Here is a 20,915-nt window from a genome sequence, read left to right as displayed (position 1 = left end):
AACTGGTTCCCACGACGGCTTCAGCCGTACCTATGTCGGCTTCAGCCGAGGCGCGTGCCCGTCGCGGCCGAGAAGACGTGCGCCTGGCCCGGCTTGATGGCCACGTTGATGACCTCGCCCTTGGCCGGGACGTCGCGCGGGTGGATGCGGACGATGACCTGGTCCGAGTCGCCGGCCGACAGGTCGCCCACGGCGTCGCCCTTGAGCGAGCCGTAGAGGAACGCGTCGGAGCCGAGCTCCTCGACGAGGTTGGTCTCGACCTGGAGCGAGCCGGGGGTGCCGGCGGGCACGACGTCGAGCGACTCGGGACGGAAGCCGATCGTGACCTTGCCCCCGTCGGCCTCGGTGAGGGCCGCGAGGACGTCGCGCTCGAGCGGGATCTGGGCGGAGCCGACGAGCGCGGCGCCGTCCTTGACGTCGAACGTGCCGATGTTCATGGCCGGCGAGCCGATGAAGCCGGCGACGAAGACGTTGGCCGGGGTGTCGTACATCTCGCGCGGCGTGCCGACCTGCTGGAGCAGACCCGCCTTGAGGACCGCGATGCGGTCACCCATCGTGAGGGCCTCGGTCTGGTCGTGCGTGACGTAGACCGTGGTGACGCCGAGGCGGCGCTGGAGCGACGCAATCTGCGTACGGGTCTGGACACGGAGCTTGGCGTCGAGGTTCGACAGCGGCTCGTCCATGAGGAACACCTGGGGCTGACGCACGATGGCGCGGCCCATGGCGACACGCTGGCGCTGGCCACCCGAGAGGGCCTTCGGCTTGCGGTCGAGGTACTCGGTGAGGTCGAGGATCTTCGCAGCCTCCTCGACGCGCTGGCGGATCTCGGCCTTGGGGGTGCCGGCGATCTTCAGCGCGAAGCCCATGTTGTCCGCCACCGACATGTGGGGGTACAGGGCGTAGTTCTGGAAGACCATCGCGATGTCGCGGTCCTTGGGCTGCACGTCGGTGACGTCGCGGTCACCGATGAGGATGCGGCCGCCGTTGACGTCCTCGAGACCCGCGAGCATGCGCAGCGAGGTCGACTTGCCACAGCCCGAGGGGCCGACGAGGACGAGGAACTCGCCGTCCTCGATGTGGAGGTTGAGCTGGTCCACGGCGGGACGCTCGGTGCCCGGGTAGACGCGGGTCGCGTGGTCGAAAGTGACCGTAGCCATGTTGAGTGGTTCCCTTCACCGGCAGGTACGTGCCGGACGATCCGTTGTGAAGGTGCCGCTGAGATCACGAACTTCGTGTCTGCTGTGACACTTCTGGAGTTGTGTGCGACGCCGCCTTCGCCGGTCGCCCCGGAGACTTCGGCGTCATGTCATCACCGATGACGTGGTGGACTCTACTCCTTGGGGAGGCGCAGGTGGACCTGCGGTTCAAGATGCGCCCAAGGAGGGGTCACCGACGCGCCGCGTGACGTCGTCGGCCAGCCGCGCCAGCGCCGCGGCCAGCGCGTCCGCGTCCGCGACACGGTGCGGGGCCACGGTCTCGCCGGCCCCGACCTTGATCGCCACGTCGCCGGACCCGAGCGAGGCGAACGCGTGCTCGTCCGTCGTGTCGTCGCCCGCGTAGAGCACGTGGACGTGCCGCGACGGGTCGACGGCGGTGCGCAGCCGCGCGAGCGCGGCGCCCTTGTCGGTGGGCACGACGGCGAGCTCGACGACGTCCTTGCCGTGCATCGCGGGCAGCCCGAGCCGGTGGGCGAGGGCGTCCGCGCGCGCGACCGCGGCGTCGGCGGTGCCGGGCGGGCACTGGCGCGTGTGCAGCACGGCCGCGGACGGCTTGCGCTGCACCCAGGCCCCCGGTGCCTCGGCGGCGGCCTCCTCGAGCCCGCCGACCGCGGCCTCCAGCGTGCGGAGCTGCTCGTCGCTCAGGACGACGGGGACGGCCGCGACAGACCCGTCGGGCAGCACACGGCCCGTCTCGGCGCCGTGGCTGCCCACCAGGTAGGTGCCGGCGGGCGGGTTCGCCCGCTCGGCGAGGTCCGCCAGGTCGCGGCCCGAGACGAGGGCCAGGTGCACGCGCGCGGCCTGCGGCAGGGCACCCAGCCGCTCGACGACGGCGCGGGCGTCCGGCGTCATGACCGACGCGATCGGGTCGTCGACGAGCGGTGCGAGCGTCCCGTCGAAGTCGAGGCCCACGAGCACGGCGGCGTCGTCGGCCGCGGCGAGCGCCCCCAGGGCGTGGCCGAGCGCCTCGGGGCTCGTGGCCGTCGGGGCGTCCCCGGCGTCGTCGGGGCCGGGCGCCGAGGCGGGCGCGGCCACCGTCGCGAGGTGCCGGCGCGGCATCGCGTGCAGGACGCCGAGGAAGCCCTGCGACCACTTGGCGACGTCGTCGGCCATGACCTTGCGGCGCAGGCGCCGCATGCGGCGGCGCTGCTCGCGCTCCGTCATGCGGGCTGCCTGGACGATGGCGTCCTTCATGCCCTCGATGTCGTGCGGGTTGACGAGCAGCGCGCCGGAGGGCAGCTCGTCCGCGGCGCCCGTGAACTCCGAGAGCACCAGCACGCCCTGCTCGTCCGAGCGGGCGGCGACGTACTCCTTGGCCACGAGGTTCATGCCGTCGCGCAGCGACGTCACGAGCATGACGTCGGCGGCGAGGTAGAGCGCCGCCATCTCCTCCGGCGGGTAGGAGTGGTGCAGGTAGTGGATGGCCGAGTGGCCGAGCTCGCCGAACTCGCCGTTGATGCGGCCCACCAGCACCTCGACGTGCTCGCGCAGCTCCTGGTACGCGCCCACGTTCTCGCGCGACGGGCTCGCCACCTGCACCAGCGTGGTGCGGGCGGCGTCGACCCGGCCGTCGTCGAGCAGCTCGCCGTACGCCTTGATGCGGTGCCGGATGCCCTTGGTGTAGTCGAGGCGGTCGACGCCGAGCATGACGACGTCGGGGTCGCCCAGCTCCGTGCGGATCTCCTTGGCGCGCGCCTGCACCTCGGGGGTGCGGGCCAGCGCGTCGAAGCGCGTCGAGTCGATCGAGATGGGGAACGCCCCCGCGCGCACGTGCCGCGCCGGCCGCGACCGGTCGGCGTCGATCGTCACGATCGGGCCGCGCGTCGTGTGGTCCGTCAGACGCCGCACCGCGCGCACGAAGTTCGACGCGTCGCCGCCGCGCTGGAAGCCCACCAGGTCGGCGCCCAGCAGGCCCTCGACGATCTGCCGCCGCCACGGGAGCTGCTGGAACAGCTCCACCGGCGGGAACGGGATGTGGTCGAAGAAACCGATGCGCAGGTCCGGCCGCTGCTCGCGCAGCAGGCGCGGCACGAGCTGGAGCTGGTAGTCGTGCACCCAGACGACGGCGCCCGGGGCAGCCTGGGCGGCCGCCGCGTCCGCGAAGCGCTGGTTCACGCGGCGGTACGCGTCCCACCACTGCCGGTGGTACGTCGGCGTCGCGACGACGTCGTGGTACAGCGGCCACAGCGTGTCGTTCGAGAAACCCTCGTAGTAGCGCTCGATCTCGCTCGCGCTCAGCGTCACCGGGACCAGGCGCATGCCGTCCGCGTCGAACGGGTCCGCCGCCAGGTCCGGGGCACCCGACCAGCCCACCCACGCGCCGTCGGCCGCCTGCATGACCGGCTCCAGGGCCGTGACCAGGCCACCCGGGGACCGCTGCCAGTCCACACCCCCGCCGGGGTGGAGCGAGAAGTCCACGGGGAGTCGGTTGGCGACGACCACCAGGTCGTAGCGCCCGTCCTGCTCTTTGCCGTTCAATGGAAAACCTTCCGATCGCTTGACGATTCCAACCTACCCGGCCCGTTCCCGGGCGGCCCCGGTCGTCTGGCGCACCGCGCCCGGTGCGCGCGCGCCGGGCCCGACCGGCCACTACGGTTTCGCCATGGGCGACGTCGACGTCGAGGGAGCAGCAGCCGTGAGCACGGCGGACGCCCCCGGGCGCCTGACGGCAGGGACGGAGATCGGCGGCTACACGATCCAGGCCCTGCTCGGCAGGGGCGCCATGGGTGCGGTGTACAAGGCGGTCGACGGCGGCGGGACCGCCGTCGCGCTCAAGGTGCTGCACTCGCACCTCGACGGCGAACCCGTCGCCCGCCAGCGGCTGCGCCGCGAGGTCCAGGCCCTCCAGAAGCTCCGCCACCCCGCCGTCGCCCGCGTCCTCGACGCCGAGCTCGACGGCGACACCGCGTTCGTCGTCACCGAGCTCGTCCCCGGCCGCACGCTCGAGGCCGAGGTCGACGACGGCGGCCCCCTCGACCCCGTCGACCTGTACGAGCTCGCCGACCAGCTCGCCGCCGCGCTCGAAGCCGTCCACCTCGCCGGCGTCGTGCACCGCGACCTCAAGCCCTCCAACGTCATGGTCACCCCCCACGGGCCCGTCATCATCGACTTCGGCATCGCCGCCGCCCCCGCCGACCCGCCCGGCGACGCCGGCACCCTCACCTCGCCCGGCTTCGTCATCGGCACCCCCGGCTACCTGGCTCCCGAGCTGCTCGACGGCGGCGCACCCACCCCGAGTCCGACTGGTGGAGCTGGACCGCACTCCTCGCCTTCGCCGCCACCGGACGCTCACCCTTCGGCGTCCGGCCCACCGACCTCGTGCTGCGGCGCTCCCGCGAAGGGCGCGCCGACCTCGTCGGGCTCCCCGCCCGCACCGCGCGGGCGCTCGCGGGCGCGCTGCAGGCCGACCCCGACGTGCGCTGGGGGCCCACGCAGGTGGCCCGCGCCCTGCGGCGCGACTCCGACGAGGCGGCGTACGCCGCGCTCGAGGCGGGGTCGCCGCTCGCCGGGACGGACGAGGCGACGCAGCGCATCGCCGTGCACCCGGACGGCGGCACGAGCCGCTCGGCCGCTGCCGGCGCCCCGACCGGCGAGACGGCGGTCGTCGGCCCGCCCACCCAGCTCGTCGGCCCGCCCACCCAGCTCGTCGGCCCGCCCACCCAGCTCGTGGGGGCGCCGACGGCGCTCGCGGGTCCGCCGTCCCACGACGGATACACGCGCGCCATGCCCGTCGTCACCGGGGCGACCCCGGCCGTCACCGGGCCCATCCCCGTGGGCGAGGTGCGCTACCAGGCGTTCGACCACATCGCGGCCACCGCGGGCGTCCCCGACGACGACGCCGAGTCCGTCGAGCCGCTCCCGCCGGAGCCGTACGTCGCGCCGCCGCTCGCGCGGCGCAGCGGGACGGTGCTCGCGTTCCTCGTGCCGCTCGTCGTGCTGGGCGCCACGCGGCCCGTCGTCGCCGTCGGCGTCGCCGCGATCCTCGTCGTCCTGTGCCGCGTCGCCGGGCAGGCGTCGCAGGCCATCCGGGACCGCCGCGAGCGGTACGGCGCCGTGCGCCGCTCCGACGGGGTGGTCGCCACCGTCGCGTTCCCCTGGCACGCGATCCTGGGCGCCCTCGGGTCGATCCCGCAGCTGCTCGTCGCCGGGTGCGTGGGCGTGCTCGTCGTCGTCGGCGGGTACTGGCTCTTCGGGGCCGGGCGCGTGATCGTCATGCCGCGCGACGACATCGAGGCGCGGTCCGTCGGCGGGATGAACGCGCCCATCGTGTTCTGCGCGGTGCTCGCCCTCGCGACGCTCCTCACCGCGGTCGTGGCGTGGTTCGGGCCGGCCGGCGAGACCGGGCGCCGCGGCGCGCGGGCGCTGCTGAACACGTTCGCGCCGGGCTGGATCGGGGCCGCCGTCGTCATCGTGGCGTGCCTCGTCGGCGCCTGGCTGCTGGCCCGCTCGCTGCTCGAGGTGCCGCCCGTGATCCACTGGTGGCCGCTCGACGGGCCACCGTCGCTCTAGCGACCCTCCGCGTCCAGGTCCCGCCGCTAGGCTGACCGTCGGCCGCCCGACCGGGGCGGCCGCGACCAGTCATGCTCGACCAGCCGAAGGATCGCGATGTCGACCAGCCCGAACCAGTCCAAGGCTCAGCGCCGGGAGGCCGCCCGCGCGCAGGCGCTGGCGCTCAAGAAGAAGCAGGAGGCGGCCGACAGGCGCGCCCGCCTGATCACCATGAGCGTGCTCGGCGTCGTCCTCGTCGCGCTCGTCGCGATCGTCGCGTGGCTGTTCATCCGCGACCACAACAACAACGCCGCCGACGCCGTCGACGAGAACCTCCCGCTGTCGGAGGTCGTCGACGTCCCGGGCACGGCGGGCGACGACGCCGGCATCCTGATCGCCCAGGACCGCTCCGCGGGCGGCACCGCCAACCCCGACGTGCCGACGGTGGGCATCTACTTCGACTACATGTGCCCGATCTGCGGCCAGTTCGAGACGGTCAACAAGGACGCGCTCGAGGCCTTCCTGGCGGACGGCACGGCCAACGTCCAGCTCTTCCCGGTCTCGATCCTCGACCGCGTCTCCCAGGGCACGGCGTACTCGACGCGCGCCGCGTCGGCCGCCGCCTGGGTGGCCGACCGCGCCCCCGCCCGCTTCCTCGACTTCCACGAGGCGCTCTTCGCCAACGAGCCCGAGGAGCAGACCGCCGGCCACACCAACGCGGAGATCGCGGACCTGGCCCGCCAGGCGGGCGTCCCCGACGACGTCGCCGCCGGCATCGAGTCGGGCGAGGCGCGCCGCACGTTCGGGCAGTGGGTCACCTCGGCCACGCAGGCCGCGACGAACAACGACGCCCTGGCCAACGCGCAGGGCGGCTTCGGCACGCCGACGATCACGATCGACGGCGTCCGCTGGGACGGCGACTGGAGAGTCGCGGGCGCCCTCGCGCAGGCCGTCGCGGACGCGACGAAGTGACGCGCTGACCGCCGGAAGGCGACGACGCGGGCGGGGATCGGTAGTCTGATCCCCGCCCGCGTGCCGTCTCGGCGGTCCCGCATGCATGCCGCCTTAGCTCAGTTGGTAGAGCGTTTGCCTTGTAAGCATTGCGTCACGGGTTCGAGTCCCGTAGGCGGCTCCGGAAGCCTCCGGTCTGGTCTCGCACCAGGTCGGGGGCATTTCCTTGCCCTCAGGGGTTGACACGCCACAGTCGGATCGAACTAGCGTTCGATCCATGATGACGTGCGAGGCATGCGGTGCGATCCTCTCCGGGCGCCAGAAGCGGTTTTGCGGGAATGCATGCCAGCGACAGGAGGAGCGGCGACGAAAGACGGACGACTGGCTCCGGACGGGAGAGGCGCCGTGGGCTGGATCGACACGGCGGCACTACATCCGCCTGTACCTCATGGACGAGCAGCAGGGCCGGTGCGCCATCTGCGAGCGTCCGAACGAGTGGCAGGGCACGCATCTCGCCTTCGTGCTCGACCACGTCGACGGTGACGCCTCGAACAACCGCCGCGAGAACCTCCGTCTCGTCTGCCCGAACTGCGACAGCCAGCTCCCGACGTTCAAGAGCCGTAACCGCGGCAACGGCCGGGCGTGGCGGCAGCAGCGCTACGCAGACGGCAAGTCGTACTGAGACGCCGAAGGCCGGGACCACACGGTCCCGGCCTTCGCCGCGGCTCGGTCAGAAGTCGTCGTCCTGCGGAGGCGTCGGCTCCCAGGGCTGCGGCTGCTCCGTGCGGGCGTCCGGGTCGGCCGGGTGCTCGGCGTGGTGCGCCGGCGGGGTCTCGGTGTCCAGCGGGGCGGTCTCGGCATCGTCGTCGTGCCCGATCTGCGCGGCCTCCTTGCTGACCCACTTGGCCGCGCTGCTGCCCAGGGCCGCCGCGGCGGCGCCGACGCCGAGCGCGCCGCCCAGGATCTTGTCGGACGGCTTGTCGCCCGCGCTGAGCTCGGAGGACTTCTTGTCAGCGGCGTCGCGCACGTCCTCGCCCCATCCGGCGACCTTCTCGGCGCCGGACGCGATCGCCGGGGCGACCTTGTCCTCCCAGGCGGGGACGACCTTCTCCTCCCAGGCAGGCTTGACCTTCTCCTCCCAGGTGGGCTTGATCGCCTCGAGCCCTTCCTCGATCGCCTTGCGCACGGACTCGGCGACGTTGCCCGCCGCGTCGGCGATCTTGTCGGCCGTGCTGCGGTCGTGCTGCTCGCTCATCGGAGCCTCCTCAGGGTTGCCGCCAGCCTAGTCACGCGTCTCGGGCCAGCGCACCGGCTGCGGCCACTTCGGGGCGCGGCCGTCGCCGCTGGAGGTGTGCGTGAGGCGGCGCCTGACCCACGGCACCACGTGCTCGCGGGCCCATTCGGCGTCGGCCTTGGCCTTGGCCGTGAGCGGCACGGGCGGCGCGGGCGGCAGGGGCACGTCGTAGCCGGCGTCCTCGGGCGGCAGGTGCAGCCCGACGAGGGCCGCGTTCATGACGCGGCGGTGCCCCTCGGGGGTCAGGTGCAGGCGGTCCTCGGCCCACAGGCGCAGGTCGAAGAGCGACCGCATGCCCCACAGGTCCAGCACGGACGCACCGTGCCGCTGCGCGATCGTCCACACGTTCGCGTTGTAGGTGCCGGTGCGGCCGCGTGTGAAGCTGAGCGCCCCGCCGGCCTTGAAGCCGGCGCCCAGCAGCACGTCCGCCCCCGCGGCACGCAGCCGCGCGACGGCGCCCTCGAGCGCCTCCGAGATCTCGTCGACGTCGACGCCGGGGCGCAGGATGTCGTTGCCGCCGCCGATCAGGGAGACCAGGTCGGCCTTCGCGTCGATCGCGACGTCCACCTGCTCGTCGATGATCTGGTGCAGCAGCCGCCCGCGGATGGCCAGGTTGGCGTACTCCAGCGGCTCCAGCCCGGCGCTCACGCGCCGCGCCGAGAGGGTGTCGGCGAGCCGGTCGGCCCAGCCGCGCTGGACGGCGTCGTCGTCGACGTCGTCCGACGACGTCGGGTACGGGTCCCACAGCCCTCGGAGAAGGAGTCGCCGACGGCGACGTACCGCGTCCAGCGCGGGGCGGGGGAGGCGGCGGGCTCGGACGATGCGATCTGGGCGTCAGGAACTTCGCTCACCCGAGCATTCTGCCCCGGTGTCACCCGTCGTGGTCACGTTCCGGGTGCTCATGTCGAGGCGCCACGGCAGGCGCCCCGGCTACGGCAGGCGCCAGTCCACGGGCGCGCCGTCCTGGGCCGCCAGCAGGGCGTTGACCCGCGAGAACGGGCGGCTGCCGAAGAACCCGCGGTGCGCGGACAACGGGCTCGGGTGTGCGCTCTCGACGTACGGCACCGGGCCGAGCCACGGCTTGAGCGAGGCCGCGTCACGGCCCCACAGGATCGCGACGAGCGGACCGCCGCGCGCCACGAGCGCCCGGATGGCGGCCTCGGTCACGGCCTCCCAGCCCTTGCCGCGGTGCGAGCCCGCCGCCCCCGGCGCGACGGTGAGCACCCTGTTGAGCAGCATGACCCCCTGGTCGGCCCAGGGGCGCAGGTCGCCGTTCGACGGCGGCGGCGCCCCGACGTCGCTCATGAGCTCCGTGTAGATGTTCGCGAGCGAGCGCGGCACGGGCCGCACGTCCGGCTGCACCGAGAACGACAGCCCCATGGGGTGGCCGGGAGTGGGGTACGGGTCCTGGCCGACGACGAGGACGCGCACGTCGGCGAACGGCCGCCGGAACGCGTGCAGCACGTCGGCCCCGGCGGGCAGGTAGCCGCGCCCGGCGGTGATCTCGGCGCGCAGGAAGTCGCCCATGGCGTGGACCTGCGGCTCGACGTCGGCGAGGGCGGCGGCCCACCCGGGGTCGATGGTCTCGGCGAGGGGCGGCGGCGTCGTCACGACGGCGAGGCTACCGGCCCACCCGCCCTTTCGACGTCGTACCTTCTTGCGTTCTGGCGCTCAGAACGCAAGAAGGTACGACGTCGAAAGGCGGTGAATGACATCCGTGTCGTTCCCGGCCTACCCTGGAACGCATGAGTGAGATGCTGCACGCGGTGGAGGCTGCCGCGCCGGTCGTCCCGGGGCTCTCCGAGCGGGACCGCGAGATCCTCGCCTTCGAGCGGCAGTGGTGGAAGTACGCCGGCGCCAAGGAACAGGCGGTGCGCGAGCTGTTCGACCTGTCGGCCACGCGCTACTACCAGGTGCTCAACGCCCTCATCGACACCCCGGAGGCGCTCGCCGCCGACCCGATGCTCGTCAAGCGCCTGCGGCGCCTGCGCGCCACGCGGCAGCGGGCACGTTCTGCGCGGCGGCTGTCCGACGGTGGCGCCTGAACCTCCTCAGGGCCCAGCGCGAGCCGCTACCCTGTCCGGCGTGAGCCGCAGCCAGTACCCGTACCCGCCCGACGAGTTCGACGTCCGCAGCCCCGACGACTCGCCCGTGGGCGTGCACCGCGCGCCGCGCAGCACGTGGAGCGGGCTCTGGCCGTTCCTGCTCGTCGCGGTGATCGCCGTGGCCGTCGCCGTCGGTGGCGTCATGTTCCTCTCGCGCGACAACGGCACGGCCGACGACGCGGGCGGCGCCACGGACACCAACGCGACGGCGCCTGCCGAGGACGGCACGGCCGACGCCCCCGCGGACGGGACCGACGCCCCGGCCGACGGCGCCTCGCCGCCCGCGGACACGACCTCCCCGCCCGCCGCCGACCCGGCCGCGGACCTCACGACCCTGCTCGCCGCGGCGAACCTCGACGCCCACGTGCGCGTGCTCAACGACTCCGGCATCTCGGGCGAGGCCGCCCGGGGCAAGACGGCGCTCGACGGGAAGGGCTTCACGCAGGTCGAGGCCGGCAACCCGCCGGCCGGCTTCACCAGCCCCGCGACCACGAGCGTCTGGTTCGCCGAGGGCAAGGACGACACGGCCAAGGCCGTGGCCGCGGCGCTGGGCATCCCGGCGGGGAACGTGTCCCAGCAGGCCATCCGCGAGGGCGACGTCATCGTCATCATCAAGTCGGCGCTCACCCCGGCCGGCTGACCGGCCCGCTCGCGCACCTGACGGCGCGTCACCCCTCGCGGGTGGCGCGCCGTCGGCGTGCCAGAGTCCGGAGCGTCCTGCGCGCCTGCGACCACGCGCAGGACGACGGCGTGGGCGGCGCGGGGTTCGCCCTGGGCGCACTGTCTTGCACTCTCCAGGGGCGAGTGCCAGAATCGCCGTTAGCACTCTCGGGTGTCGAGTGACAACGCCCGGCGCCGAGAGTGAACCTGATACAGCTGGCCGGCTGGTGAGGCCTGGGCCCGGTGCGTGACCTGAACGCCCGGACGCAGGCCGTCCGTCGCGGGCACCTGCCGGCCGCGCAAGCCATACCAGCGGAGGACACTTCCCCATGGCCAAGATCATTGCTTTCGACGAGGAGGCTCGTCGTGGCATGGAGCGCGGTCTCAACGCGCTCGCCGACACCGTCAAGGTGACCCTCGGCCCGAAGGGCCGCAACGTCGTGCTCGACAAGAAGTGGGGCGCCCCGACGATCACGAACGACGGCGTCTCCATCGCCAAGGAGATCGAGCTCGAGGACCCGTTCGAGAAGATCGGCGCCGAGCTCGTCAAGGAGGTCGCCAAGAAGACGGACGACGTCGCCGGTGACGGCACGACGACCGCCACGGTGCTCGCCCAGGCCCTGGTCAAGGAGGGCCTGCGTGTCGTGGCCGCCGGCGCCAACCCGATCGCCGTCAAGCGCGGCATCGAGAAGGCCGTCGAGGCCGTGACCGAGCAGCTGCTCAACGCCGCCAAGGAGATCGAGACCAAGGACGAGATCGCCGCCACGGCCGCCATCTCGGCCGGCGACCCCGCCATCGGCGAGCTCATCGCCGAGGCGCTCGACAAGGTCGGCAAGGAGGGCGTCATCACGGTCGAGGAGTCGAACTCCTTCGGCCTGGAGCTCGAGCTCACCGAGGGCATGCGCTTCGACAAGGGCTTCCTCGCCCGCTACTTCGAGACGGACCCGGAGCGCCAGGAGGCCGTCCTCGAGGACGCGTACGTCCTGCTCGTCGAGTCGAAGATCTCGAACGTCAAGGACATGCTGCCGATCCTCGACCAGGTCATGAAGCAGGGTCGTTCGCTGCTCATCATCGCCGAGGACGTCGAGGGCGAGGCCCTGGCCACGCTCGTGCTGAACAAGATCCGCGGCACCTTCAAGTCCGTCGCCGTCAAGGCCCCGGGCTTCGGCGACCGCCGCAAGGCCATGCTCCAGGACATCGCGATCCTCACCGGCGGCCAGGTCATCACCGAGACGGTGGGCCTCAAGCTCGAGAACGCGACGCTCGACCTGCTCGGCCAGGCCCGCAAGGTCGTCGTCACCAAGGACGAGACCACGATCGTCGAGGGTTCCGGCGACGCCGACCTCATCGCCGGTCGCGTGAACCAGATCCGTGGCGAGATCGAGAAGTCGGACTCCGACTACGACCGCGAGAAGCTCCAGGAGCGCCTCGCCAAGCTGGCCGGCGGCGTGGCCGTCATCAAGGCCGGCGCGGCCACCGAGGTGGAGCTCAAGGAGCGCAAGCACCGCATCGAGGACGCCGTCCGCAACGCCAAGGCCGCGGTCGAGGAGGGCATCGTCGCCGGTGGTGGCGTCGCCCTCATCCAGGCTGGTGCCGCCGCGTTCGAGAAGCTCGAGCTCGAGGGTGACGAGGCGACGGGTGCCCAGATCGTGGCCGCCGCCATCTCGGCCCCGCTCAAGCAGATCGCCATCAACGCCGGCCTCGAGGGCGGCGTCGTGGCGGAGAAGGTCCGCAGCCTCCCGACGAACTCGGGCCTCAACGCCGCCACCGGCGTGTACGAGGACCTGCTGGCCGCGGGCGTCAACGACCCGGTCAAGGTGACCCGCTCGGCGCTCCAGAACGCCGCGTCGATCGCCGCGCTGTTCCTCACCACCGAGGCCGTCGTGGCCGACAAGCCGGAGAAGGCCGCTGCGCCGGCCGGCGGTGGCGACATGGGCGGCATGGACTTCTGATCCACGCGCTCTAGCAACGCAGACGGCGGCCCGTCACCCTCACGGAGGGTGGCGGGCCGCCGTCGTGCCGTCCCTGCGCGGCGCGGGACGACGGGATCAGCGGGCCGCGAAGAGGCGGGCCGCCTGGGTCTCCGCGTCCGCGTAGGTGCGGGCCGCGTTCGCGAGGGCGGCCTGGACCGCGTCCAGGGCCTGCTCCACCTGCGCCTGAGCGCCCTGCCACTGCGTCATCACGCCCCCGAACGCCGACGCCGCCCCGCCGTGCCAGGTCGCCTGAAGGTCCTGGAGGTGCCGCATCATGGCCCCCACCTCGCCCCGGATCGCCGCGACCGACCCGTTCACCGCCGCGCCCGCCTGCGCCACCCGCTCGCTGTCGACGTCGTACCGCATGTCCGTCCCCTGTCCCGCGGGCCGTGGCGGCCCGCCGTCGTCGTCCTGCCCGGACGGTCCGGGCACGACGACGGTAGGGCGGACGCGCGAGGGGCGTCCGGCGTCGTCCACAGGGGGACGTCAGGCGTCGAGCTTCGCCTGCTCCTTCTGGAGGCGGGCCAGCTCGGCCTCGACGTTCTGGCGGGCCGGGGCCTCCCAGGACTGGGCCTGCGGGGTCGAGAAGATCGGGCCGCGCTGCAGGATGCGCTCCAGGATGCGGATGCGCGCCCGGACGAAGTCGGCACGGGGGATGTGCCCGTACTCGTCGCGCACGGCGGCGCAGTACACCTTGTAGTACTGCGGCTCGGTGGCGAGCATCGACAGGTCGGCGTCGTTCAGCACCTGCGCGTCGGCGTCGTCGGCCGGGGGCTGGTGCCGCAGGAGGGAGTCGACCAGCGCGGCCACGCGGTCGGCGCGCTCGGCAGGCACGCCCAGGGCGGTCAGCTCCTTGCGGGCCAGCTCCGCGGACGCGGGCGTCTGCTCCCCGCCCTTGAGCTCGTACGTCGACTTGGAGTCGGACGCGAAGACCGCCCCGTGGTACCAGGCCGCGAGCCGGACGAGGTTGGCGTCGTGCGTCTCCTGCGACAGCTCCTCGACGCGGTGCAGCGTCGTGGCCAGGTGCTTGAGGTTGTGGTAGTGACGGTCCTCACCGGACCAGCGGGCGACGAGACCCTCGGCCGTGTCGGCGAGCTCGTCGTCGGTCGCGGTCGCCCCGACGCCGCGGGCGGCGCGGGCGAACGAGGAGCGGAACCACTGCGGTGCGTCATGCCAGTTGACGCCCATGCTTATCAGACCTTCGGTCGGTGACTACGAACGACGTCGCTTCCAGCCTACGACCGCGCAGCGGCGATCAGGGGAGATGGCGACGCGTCACTGTAGCGGCTCCCCGGGCCGCCGGGAACCGTGGCGCTGCTCAGCCCACGGACGCGGCCGCCGGCGCGCCGGAGCCGGCACCGCCCGCGAGCGGCAGCGTCACCCGCACCACGAGGCCACCGCCGTCGGGCGTCCGCGTGGACACGTGCCCGCCGTGCGCGCCGACGATCGCCGCGACGATCGCGAGCCCCAGGCCGGAGCCGCCGGACTCGCGCGTGCGCGACGAGTCCGCGCGGAAGAACCGCTCGAAGAGCCGCTCGGCCTGCTCCGGCGAGACGCCTGGCCCGTGGTCGCGCACCTCGACGACGGCGTGCGCGCGCGTGGCGACGTCGTCGTCGACGACGGTGCCGAGCGCGAGCTCGGCCGGGCTGCCCGCGGGGGTGTACCGCGCGATGTTGCCGACCAGGTTGGTCATCACCTGCCGCAGCCGGTCGCCGTCGCCCGTCACCACGAGCGCCGGCGGCGGCGTGTCGCCGTCGAGGCCGACGACGCGGACCGTCCGCTCCGGGTCGAGCGCCACGAGGTCCTGCGCGGCGTCGCCGGCCATGGCGGCGAGGTCGACGCGCTCGGAGCGCAGGGGGCGGCCCTCGTCGAGGCGCGCGAGCTCGAGCAGGTCGTTGACCAGCAGGCCCATGCGGCGGGCGGCGTCCTCGACGCGGCCCATGGTGTCGTCGACCTTGTCGGGCGTGTCGAGGGCGCCCATCCGGTAGAGCTCGCCGTAGCCCCGGATCGTGGCCAGGGGCGTGCGCAGCTCGTGCGACGCGTCGGAGACGAACCGCCGCATGCGGCGCTCGGACTCGTCGCGGTCGGCGAAGGCGCGCTCGATCTGGGCCAGCATCGCGTTGAGCGACGTGCCCAGCGAGCCCACCTCCGTGGTCGGCTCCGCGGCCGGCACGCGGCGCGTGTAGTCGCCCGCCGCGATCGCGGCCGCCGTCGTCTCGATCTCCCGCAGGGGGCGCAGCGACCGGCGCACCAGCACCCAGGCGGCGCCCGCGCCGAGCAGGATGATGCCCGCGCCCGCCGCGAAGAGCGTCCGCGCGAGGATGCCGGAGGCCTGGTGCACGCTCGACAGGGGCAGCGCGATGAACGCGATGCCGTCGAGCAGGGGCCCGCCGAGCGAGACGTTCTGCGCGACGACCCGCCACTCCGTCGGGTGGGTGCCGCCGCGGGACGGGACCGTGAAGGGCTCCAGGCCGTGGTCGGCGACCTCGTCCGCGGACATCACGGGGATCGTCGGCTCGCCGTTGAGGCTGATCGTCGGCTCCCACGCGAGCCGCTGGCTGCCGCCCGCGGAGAAGCGCAGCAGCACGTAGAACTCGCCCGGCCCGGCGGCCGAGTTGCGGATCGTCTGGGCCAGGGGGCCGCTGCTGCTCGCCGTCCGCACGAGCTGGTCGTCGACCTGCTGGACGAGGGCGTGCGAGACGAACGCCTGCGTGACCGCGCCCGTCGCGCCCAGCCCGGCCGCCAGCAGCACCGCGATGATCGCCACGAGGCGCGTGCGCAGCGGCAGGGCGTCGAACCACGCCGACACGCGCCGCAGGACGTGCGGCGGCGTCGGGTCGTCGTCCGGGTCCGCGGTGCTCGACACGGCCGCCTCCAGGTCGTCGACGGGGGTGCTGGCGGGGGTGCTGGCGGGGGCGTGCGCGGTCGCGGCGCCGGGCGTGCTCACGTCAGCGGGCCACCTGCGGCGCGCGCAGGAGGTAGCCGATGCCGCGCTTGGTGTGGATCAGCGGCGGCAGCGCCTCCCCGTCGTCGGGCACCTGGAGCGTGTCGATCTTGCGGCGCAGGTACGAGATGTAGGACTCGACGATGTTCGCGTCGCCGCCCCAGTCGTACTGCCACACGTGGTCGAGGATCTGCGCCTTCGACAGCACGCGGCCGGCGTTGAGCATGAGGTAGCGCAGCAGCTTGAACTCGGTGGGGGAGAGCTCCACCTCGATGCCGGCGCGGCGCACCTCGTGCGAGTCCTCGTCGAGCTCGAGGTCGCCCACGCGCAGCAGGGCGTCGTCCTCCGGGACGCCCGCCGTGGTGCGGCGCAGCACCGCGCGGATGCGGGCCACGACCTCCTCGAGGCTGAACGGCTTGGTGACGTAGTCGTCGCCGCCCACCGTGAGGCCCTGCACCTTGTCCTGCGTGTCGTCCTTCGCCGTCAGGAACACCACGGGCGTGTGGCGGCCCGTCTCGCGCATGCGGCGCGTGACCGTGAAGCCGTCCATGTCGGGGAGCATGACGTCGAGCACCACGAGGTCGGGCTCGAGGTCGCGCACCAGCTGGAGCGCGCCGCGGCCGTCGGCTGCGGCGTGGACCTCGAAGCCCGCGAAGCGCAGGGACGTGGACAACAGCTCGCGGATGTTCGGCTCGTCGTCGACGACGACGAGGCGTGCCTCAGGGGTGCTCATGCAGCCAGTGTGCGCCGGGTCGCTGGAGGATTCCTGGAAGAAACCTTGTGAGCACCCTGGACGCCCGCGAGCGGTCTCAGAGGTAGCGCAGCGGGTCGAACTCCTCGAGCGGGATGATCCGGACGCGCGGCAGCAGCGTGGTGAAGGCGTTCGCGTCGCCCTCGAGGTCGAACGTCTCCAGCCCGCGCGCGCCCAGCTCCGCGAACTTCGCGTTGACGAACTCGCGGAACGCGAGGAGGCCCACCTTGCGGTCGCTGCCGAGCAGGGTCTCGATCTGCGGCAGGAAGTCGCCGTCGTGGCTGGCCAGCAGCACGTCGCCGTCGCGGTCGGCGAGCGCGTCGAGCGTGCGCTGGATACCGACGTCGACGACCTTCTCCGTGCCCGACCCGGACAGCGGGATCGGCCGGTACCCCATCGCGAGCAGCGCCTGCACGAACGGCATCGGCATCTGGCCGCTGGAGGCGTTGAGGAAGAACAGCGGGACGACGTCCTGCCCCCACACCGACGCCGCGAACGCCGTGATGCGGTCCCAGCGCGGGCGCTCGTCCGGGTTCGGGCGACGGCCCAGCACGTTCATGCCAAGGGTGGCGTCGATGTTCTCCCCGTCGACGAGCAGGTACGTCTTGCGCTGGGACATGGCGCCAGCCTAGGGCCCGGGCGGTCGGAGCGCGGCGCCTGCCGCGCCCTGCTCGGTGCGGGGCGAGGGCCTGCCATCTGGGCGGTTGTCCTGGTACCTGGTACCGCGAGTACGGTGTGCCCCCGTGACCCTGGCTGCAAGCGACATTTCCGGCGTGCTCGCCGGCCCGGCCGACGACGCGCGGCCCCGCATCACGGTGCTCCAGAACTCGCCCGACGTCCCCCTGGGCCTGCTGGGCGCCGTGCTCGGCGACGCCGTGCGGATCGTGCGCCTCGACCTCGGCGAGACCGTGCCCGCGCTCGGCGCCGTCGGCGCGGGCCTGGTCGTGCTCGGCGGGCAGATGTCCGCCTACGACGACGTCGTCGCGCCCTGGCTGCCCGCGGTGCGGGCCCTGCTCGTCGAGGCGGCGGGCGCGGGCGTGCCCACCCTGGGCATCTGCCTGGGCGCGCAGCTCCTCGCGGTCGCGCACGGCGGGTCCGTCGTCGTCGGGGCGCCGCCCGGGCGCGAGGCCGGCGTGATCGACGTGCGGTGGCGCGACGCCGCGGCCGCCGACCCCGTGCTGGGTGCGGTCGCGGCGGCGGCCGGCGGGTCGACGCGCGCGGTGAGCATGCACGCCGACGCCGTCGCCGAGCTGCCCGCTGGCGCGCAGTGGCTCGGCTGGTCGCAGCAGTACCCGTACCAGGCGTTCCGCATCGGCTCGGCGCTCGGCGTGCAGTTCCACCCGGAGGCAGGCAAGTCGATCACGCTCGGCTGGGCGCGCCACCACGACGACGTCGACGCCGCCGCGGTGGACGCGGCGATGACGCGGGACGCGGCGTCGCTGGCGCACCTGGTGATCGCCGTCGGGCGGGCGTTCGCCGCCCAGGTGGACGCGTACGCGGCCCGCTGACCTCGCAGACGCCGGTGGCCCCGGACTCCACGGAGTCCGGGGCCACCGGCATGCGAGGCGTCCGGCGTCAGGACGCGTCGGGCTCGTAGTCGCTCGACACCGACGTCGGGGCGATCTGCGGCGCCGGGGCGCTGCCGGCCTTGAGCGCGGCCAGGCGGGCCTCCAGCTCGATGTCCGCGTCCGACCGGGTGAGCTCCTCGAACTGCGAGTCGAGCGAGAGCGCGGCGACCTCGGCCTGGCCGATCGCCTTGGCCTCCTCGCGCCGCACGGCGTCCTCGAAGCGGCCGATCTCCGACGTCGGGTCGAGCACGTTGATCGAGCTGATCGCCGTCTGGACCGTCTGCTGGGCCTGGGCCGTCTTGGCGCGGGCCACGAGCGAGTCGCGCTTGCCGCGCAGCTCGACGAGCTTGTCCTTCATCTGGGTCAGGCCCGTCTTGAGCTTCTCGACCGTCTGCCGCTGCGAGTCGATCATCGGCTGGGCCTGCGTGACCTCGGACTCGGCGTCGAGCTGCTTGCGCAGCGCCACCTTGGCGAGCTGGTCGAACTTGTCCGCGTTCGCGACGTCACCCGTGGAGCGGTACTCGTCGGCCTTGCGGGACGCGGCGAGGGCCTTGCCGCCCCACTCCTTGACCGACGCGACGTCCTCGTTGTAGTCCTGCTCGGCCAGGCGCAGGTTGCCGATCGTCTGGGCGATGGCCTGCTCCGCCTCCGCGATGTTGTTCGTGTAGTCGCGCACGAGCTGGTCCAGCATCTTCTGCGGGTCCTCGGCCCGGTCCAGCAGCGCATTGACGTTGGCCTTGGTGAGCTGGGCGATGCGCCCGAGGATGCTCTGCTTCGCGGTCATGGGATCGTGCCTCTCTCGTCCTTGATCAGGGGTGATGCCGTGCAGTGATACCGCTGGACAACTAGAACCTACCGCCGCGGCCCGAGCGGCCGCCGCCCCCGCCGTAGCCGCCGGAGCGGCCCCCGCCGAACCCGCCGCCGCCGAAGCCGCCGCCGATGCCGCCGCCTCCGAAGCCGCCGCCACGGCGCTGGCCGCCTCCCATGCCGCCGCCCGACCCGCGCAGGATCGAGTCGAGCAGGATGCCGCCGAGCACCATGCCGCCGATGTTCGGTCCGGCGCCCTGCTGCTGCCCCCAGCCGGAGACGTCCTGCTGGGCCATCTGCGCGGCGCTGGAGGCGTACCGCTCGGCCTCCTGCGCCTTGCGGAGCGCGGTGGACGGGTCGGAGGAGGCGAGCTGGCGGGCCTCGCCGACGAGGCGGATCGCCTCGGCGAGCCGCGTGCGCGCGTCCGGCCCGACGGCCTGCCGGCGCGTGGAGATGAAGTCGTCGGTGGCCCGCACCTGCGACTCGACGCGGCCGAGCGTGTCGCGCAGCAGGGCCGCCGCGCGGGCGTCCGCCTCGGACTTCTCCCGGGCCGGGGCGAGCGCCTGGTCGAGCGCCGCCTCGGCCGCCGTCAGCCGGGCCAGCGCCGCGAGCGGGTCGCCGCCCTGCTTGGCGGCCTGCGCCTGCGCGACGGCCGCCTGCGCCTCGGCCGTGGCCGGGCCGACCGTCGCGTCGCCCGCGGCCGTGATGATCGGGGCGAGGCGGCCGGCGTCCGCGATGTCGGACGTGATGGAGGCGATGCCCTTGTCGAGCTTCGGCCCGGCCGCGGCGAGCTCCTGGCCGGCGTTGTCGACGGCGTCGAGCAGCTTCACGGCCTGGCCGAGCGCGTTCTGCGCGCCGCGCGCCTGGGCGACGGCCGCGTTGCGGTCCTTCTTCTCGAGCGCCGTCCGGCCCTCCGTGACGGCCGTGCGCGCCTGCTCGACGAGCGACGCCGCCTGGTCCGGGTTGGCGCTCACCGACGCGAGCGCGGTGGGCGGGTAGGTGGCCGCGAGGGTGGCCAGCGTCTGGCGGGAGACGCCGACGCGCGACGTGAGCTCCTCGGCGCGCTGCGTCGTCTCCTCGAGCACCTGCGGGGCGCGCTCGGCGAGCTTGCGCAGGTCGTCGAACGACGCCGTCTGGCCGTCGAGCGCGTCGGCCGCGCCGTCCGCGAGCGTGATGATCTGGGCCAGCCAGGCGCGCTTCTGCGCCTCCGGGTCCGGGGTCTCGTCGTCGAGGTGCTGCCGCAGCACGAACGCCTGCTGCACGTCGGACTTCGCCTTCGTGAGCACCTGCTGGAACTCCGTGGTGGCCTCCAGGCCGAACTCGGCCTGCGCGAACCCGAGCTCCTGCTCGGACGTCTTGAGGGCGTCGTCGATCTCGACGAGCGCCGTCGACGCGCGCTTGTCGAGCTCGTCGGTGCTGAGCCGGGAGAGCTCGTCCTGGCTGGTGCTCGCGGCCTGACCGGCCGCGCGGCGGCGGCTCCGCCACCACAGCCAGCCGCCGACACCGCCCGCGACGACGACGGCGCCGCCGACCGCGAGCGCGGCCCCGCCGCCCCCGCCCCCGCTCGCCCGGGAGACGAGCGCGTCGGCCGAGTCGATCGCGACGGAGGCCCAGTCGCCCTCGCCCGCGGGGGCGTTGGCGGCGGCGCGCGCCGCGGTCGTGGCGGCGGCCTCGACGGCGTCCAGGTCGGCCGACGAGAGCGGCGCGTTGTTGTCCCACGAGAGGCCCCACTGGCGCCCCTGCGTCGCGATCGCCAGCAGGACGTCGTTGCGGCCCATGCCCGTCGACGTCGCCGTCTGGTTCGCCCAGTCCGTGCCGTCCGAGGCGCCGTCGAACGTGTCGACCAGCACGACGAAGAGCTGGAGCGTCGTCTGGTCGGCGACGCGGTCGAGCGCCGTCTGGACCTCCGCCTTGCGGTCGCCGAGCACGTTCGCGCGGTCCGTGATCTCGCCGTCGAGATCGGTCAGGGGCGCCTCGGCGTGGGCGGCCGCGAGGACGGCAGGGGCGACGGCGTCGGGAACCAGGGCGGGCGCGACGGCGAGACCCGTGCCCAGCACGAGGACGGCACCGACGGCGAAGGGCGCGCGGGCACCGCGCGCGCGGGAGACGGGGGAGATCACGCATCGATCGTGGCCCGGGGCGGTGAGGGCTGCAATC

The 20,915-nt window shown here is 73.7% G+C and carries 20 protein-coding genes, 1 tRNA gene and 1 pseudogene; 9 read left to right on the top strand and 13 right to left on the bottom strand.

Annotated elements, in window-relative coordinates:
* Nucleotides 1-41: 41 nt before the first annotated feature.
* Both ET471_RS03180 and ET471_RS03175 read right to left on the bottom strand, forming a co-directional pair.
* The gene (locus ET471_RS03180) at nt 42-1,157 is read right to left on the bottom strand and encodes an ABC transporter ATP-binding protein (RefSeq protein ID WP_129186565.1); all 1,116 of its coding nucleotides are present in this window, start codon (nt 1,155-1,157) and stop codon (nt 42-44) included.
* 207 nt (nt 1,158-1,364) lie between these two features.
* Nucleotides 1,365-3,695: a bifunctional alpha,alpha-trehalose-phosphate synthase (UDP-forming)/trehalose-phosphatase gene (locus tag ET471_RS03175; RefSeq protein WP_129186564.1), complete on the bottom strand. Its 2,331-nt coding sequence runs from the start codon at nt 3,693-3,695 to the stop codon at nt 1,365-1,367.
* A gap of 124 nt (nt 3,696-3,819) precedes the next feature.
* On the opposite strand from ET471_RS03175, the pseudogene ET471_RS18350 reads away from it, so the two are divergent.
* From ET471_RS18350 to ET471_RS18140, 5 genes and pseudogenes are all read left to right on the top strand, one after another.
* Nucleotides 3,820-4,377, top strand: a pseudogene (locus ET471_RS18350) (serine/threonine-protein kinase); the annotation flags it as partial.
* A gap of 158 nt (nt 4,378-4,535) precedes the next feature.
* Nucleotides 4,536-5,726 (top strand): serine/threonine-protein kinase, encoded by a 1,191-nt coding sequence (locus ET471_RS18345; RefSeq protein ID WP_242496409.1) that lies wholly within the window; start codon nt 4,536-4,538, stop codon nt 5,724-5,726.
* Nucleotides 5,727-5,822: 96 nt separating this feature from the next.
* Entirely contained in the window at nt 5,823-6,677 is an 855-nt protein-coding gene (locus ET471_RS03165; protein WP_129186563.1) for a DsbA family protein, read from the top strand.
* A gap of 87 nt (nt 6,678-6,764) precedes the next feature.
* A tRNA-Thr gene (locus ET471_RS03160) sits at nt 6,765-6,837 on the top strand.
* Between the two features lie 267 nt (nt 6,838-7,104).
* Nucleotides 7,105-7,338: an HNH endonuclease gene (locus tag ET471_RS18140; RefSeq protein ID WP_207207319.1), complete on the top strand. Its 234-nt coding sequence runs from the start codon at nt 7,105-7,107 to the stop codon at nt 7,336-7,338.
* 48 nt (nt 7,339-7,386) lie between these two features.
* Here ET471_RS18140 and ET471_RS03150 read toward each other — a convergent pair whose 3' ends face one another.
* The 4 genes from ET471_RS03150 to ET471_RS03140 form a co-directional block, all read right to left on the bottom strand.
* Nucleotides 7,387-7,911 carry a hypothetical protein gene (locus ET471_RS03150; protein ID WP_129186561.1) on the bottom strand — a complete coding sequence of 175 codons (525 nt, stop codon included), beginning with the start codon at nt 7,909-7,911 and terminating at the stop codon, nt 7,387-7,389.
* Between the two features lie 27 nt (nt 7,912-7,938).
* Nucleotides 7,939-8,598 (bottom strand): SGNH/GDSL hydrolase family protein, encoded by a 660-nt coding sequence (locus ET471_RS03145; RefSeq protein WP_342586067.1) that lies wholly within the window; start codon nt 8,596-8,598, stop codon nt 7,939-7,941.
* The gene (locus ET471_RS18905; RefSeq protein ID WP_342586066.1) at nt 8,595-8,801 is read right to left on the bottom strand and encodes a hypothetical protein; all 207 of its coding nucleotides are present in this window, start codon (nt 8,799-8,801) and stop codon (nt 8,595-8,597) included. The genes ET471_RS03145 and ET471_RS18905 overlap by 4 nt, the downstream gene beginning before the upstream one ends.
* 79 nt (nt 8,802-8,880) lie before the next feature.
* On the bottom strand, nt 8,881-9,561 hold the full coding sequence (locus ET471_RS03140; RefSeq protein WP_129186560.1) for a uracil-DNA glycosylase: 681 nt from the start codon (nt 9,559-9,561) through the stop codon (nt 8,881-8,883).
* Nucleotides 9,562-9,695: 134 nt separating this feature from the next.
* On the opposite strand from ET471_RS03140, the gene napA reads away from it, so the two are divergent.
* The 3 genes from napA (at nt 9,696) to groL (ending at nt 12,667) form a co-directional block, all read left to right on the top strand.
* Nucleotides 9,696-9,995 carry a nucleoid-associated protein NapA gene (gene napA, locus ET471_RS03135; protein WP_242496408.1) on the top strand — a complete coding sequence of 100 codons (300 nt, stop codon included), beginning with the start codon at nt 9,696-9,698 and terminating at the stop codon, nt 9,993-9,995.
* Between the two features lie 40 nt (nt 9,996-10,035).
* Nucleotides 10,036-10,695 carry a LytR C-terminal domain-containing protein gene (locus ET471_RS03130; RefSeq protein WP_129186559.1) on the top strand — a complete coding sequence of 220 codons (660 nt, stop codon included), beginning with the start codon at nt 10,036-10,038 and terminating at the stop codon, nt 10,693-10,695.
* A gap of 349 nt (nt 10,696-11,044) precedes the next feature.
* Nucleotides 11,045-12,667: a chaperonin GroEL gene (groL, locus tag ET471_RS03125; protein WP_129186558.1), complete on the top strand. Its 1,623-nt coding sequence runs from the start codon at nt 11,045-11,047 to the stop codon at nt 12,665-12,667.
* Nucleotides 12,668-12,763: 96 nt separating this feature from the next.
* On the opposite strand, the gene ET471_RS03120 is transcribed toward groL, so the two are convergent.
* From ET471_RS03120 to ET471_RS03100, 5 genes are all read right to left on the bottom strand, one after another.
* The gene (locus tag ET471_RS03120) at nt 12,764-13,120 is read right to left on the bottom strand and encodes a WXG100 family type VII secretion target (RefSeq protein WP_342586065.1); all 357 of its coding nucleotides are present in this window, start codon (nt 13,118-13,120) and stop codon (nt 12,764-12,766) included.
* A gap of 54 nt (nt 13,121-13,174) precedes the next feature.
* The gene (locus tag ET471_RS03115) at nt 13,175-13,876 is read right to left on the bottom strand and encodes an HD domain-containing protein (protein WP_129186557.1); all 702 of its coding nucleotides are present in this window, start codon (nt 13,874-13,876) and stop codon (nt 13,175-13,177) included.
* A gap of 130 nt (nt 13,877-14,006) precedes the next feature.
* Entirely contained in the window at nt 14,007-15,635 is a 1,629-nt protein-coding gene (locus tag ET471_RS03110) for a sensor histidine kinase (RefSeq protein ID WP_129186556.1), read from the bottom strand.
* 1 nt (nt 15,636) lies between these two features.
* Entirely contained in the window at nt 15,637-16,365 is a 729-nt protein-coding gene (locus ET471_RS03105; RefSeq protein ID WP_129186555.1) for a response regulator transcription factor, read from the bottom strand.
* Between the two features lie 76 nt (nt 16,366-16,441).
* Complete coding sequence (locus ET471_RS03100; RefSeq protein WP_129186554.1) at nt 16,442-17,002, bottom strand: NYN domain-containing protein; 561 nt, start codon at nt 17,000-17,002, stop codon at nt 16,442-16,444.
* Between the two features lie 124 nt (nt 17,003-17,126).
* Between ET471_RS03100 and ET471_RS03095 the strand changes: the two genes are divergently transcribed.
* Nucleotides 17,127-17,891 carry a type 1 glutamine amidotransferase gene (locus ET471_RS03095; protein ID WP_129186553.1) on the top strand — a complete coding sequence of 255 codons (765 nt, stop codon included), beginning with the start codon at nt 17,127-17,129 and terminating at the stop codon, nt 17,889-17,891.
* 67 nt (nt 17,892-17,958) lie between these two features.
* Here ET471_RS03095 and ET471_RS03090 read toward each other — a convergent pair whose 3' ends face one another.
* Together ET471_RS03090 and ET471_RS03085 are read right to left on the bottom strand one after the other, a co-directional pair.
* Nucleotides 17,959-18,735 (bottom strand): PspA/IM30 family protein, encoded by a 777-nt coding sequence (locus ET471_RS03090; RefSeq protein ID WP_129186552.1) that lies wholly within the window; start codon nt 18,733-18,735, stop codon nt 17,959-17,961.
* A gap of 61 nt (nt 18,736-18,796) precedes the next feature.
* On the bottom strand, nt 18,797-20,878 hold the full coding sequence (locus ET471_RS03085) for a TPM domain-containing protein (protein ID WP_242496407.1): 2,082 nt from the start codon (nt 20,876-20,878) through the stop codon (nt 18,797-18,799).
* Nucleotides 20,879-20,915 lie beyond the last annotated feature (37 nt).

It is taken from the genome of Xylanimonas protaetiae, from assembly GCF_004135385.1.
Taxonomy (GTDB): Bacteria; Actinomycetota; Actinomycetes; order Actinomycetales; family Cellulomonadaceae; genus Xylanimonas; species Xylanimonas protaetiae.
The sequence above is the reverse complement of the archived record's forward strand: the minus strand, read 5'-3'. Positions and strand labels throughout refer to the sequence as shown.

Coding starts and splice junctions, on each gene's coding strand:
- ET471_RS03180 (WP_129186565.1), bottom strand. CDS start 1,157: ATGGCTACGGTCACTTTCGACCACGCGACCCGCGTCTACCCGGGCACC.
- ET471_RS03090 (WP_129186552.1), bottom strand. CDS start 18,735: ATGACCGCGAAGCAGAGCATCCTCGGGCGCATCGCCCAGCTCACCAAG.
- ET471_RS18140 (WP_207207319.1), top strand. CDS start 7,105: ATGGACGAGCAGCAGGGCCGGTGCGCCATCTGCGAGCGTCCGAACGAG.
- ET471_RS03165 (WP_129186563.1), top strand. CDS start 5,823: ATGTCGACCAGCCCGAACCAGTCCAAGGCTCAGCGCCGGGAGGCCGCC.
- ET471_RS03115 (WP_129186557.1), bottom strand. CDS start 13,876: ATGGGCGTCAACTGGCATGACGCACCGCAGTGGTTCCGCTCCTCGTTC.
- ET471_RS03150 (WP_129186561.1), bottom strand. CDS start 7,911: ATGAGCGAGCAGCACGACCGCAGCACGGCCGACAAGATCGCCGACGCG.
- ET471_RS03105 (WP_129186555.1), bottom strand. CDS start 16,365: ATGAGCACCCCTGAGGCACGCCTCGTCGTCGTCGACGACGAGCCGAAC.
- ET471_RS03100 (WP_129186554.1), bottom strand. CDS start 17,002: ATGTCCCAGCGCAAGACGTACCTGCTCGTCGACGGGGAGAACATCGAC.
- napA (WP_242496408.1), top strand. CDS start 9,696: ATGAGTGAGATGCTGCACGCGGTGGAGGCTGCCGCGCCGGTCGTCCCG.
- groL (WP_129186558.1), top strand. CDS start 11,045: ATGGCCAAGATCATTGCTTTCGACGAGGAGGCTCGTCGTGGCATGGAG.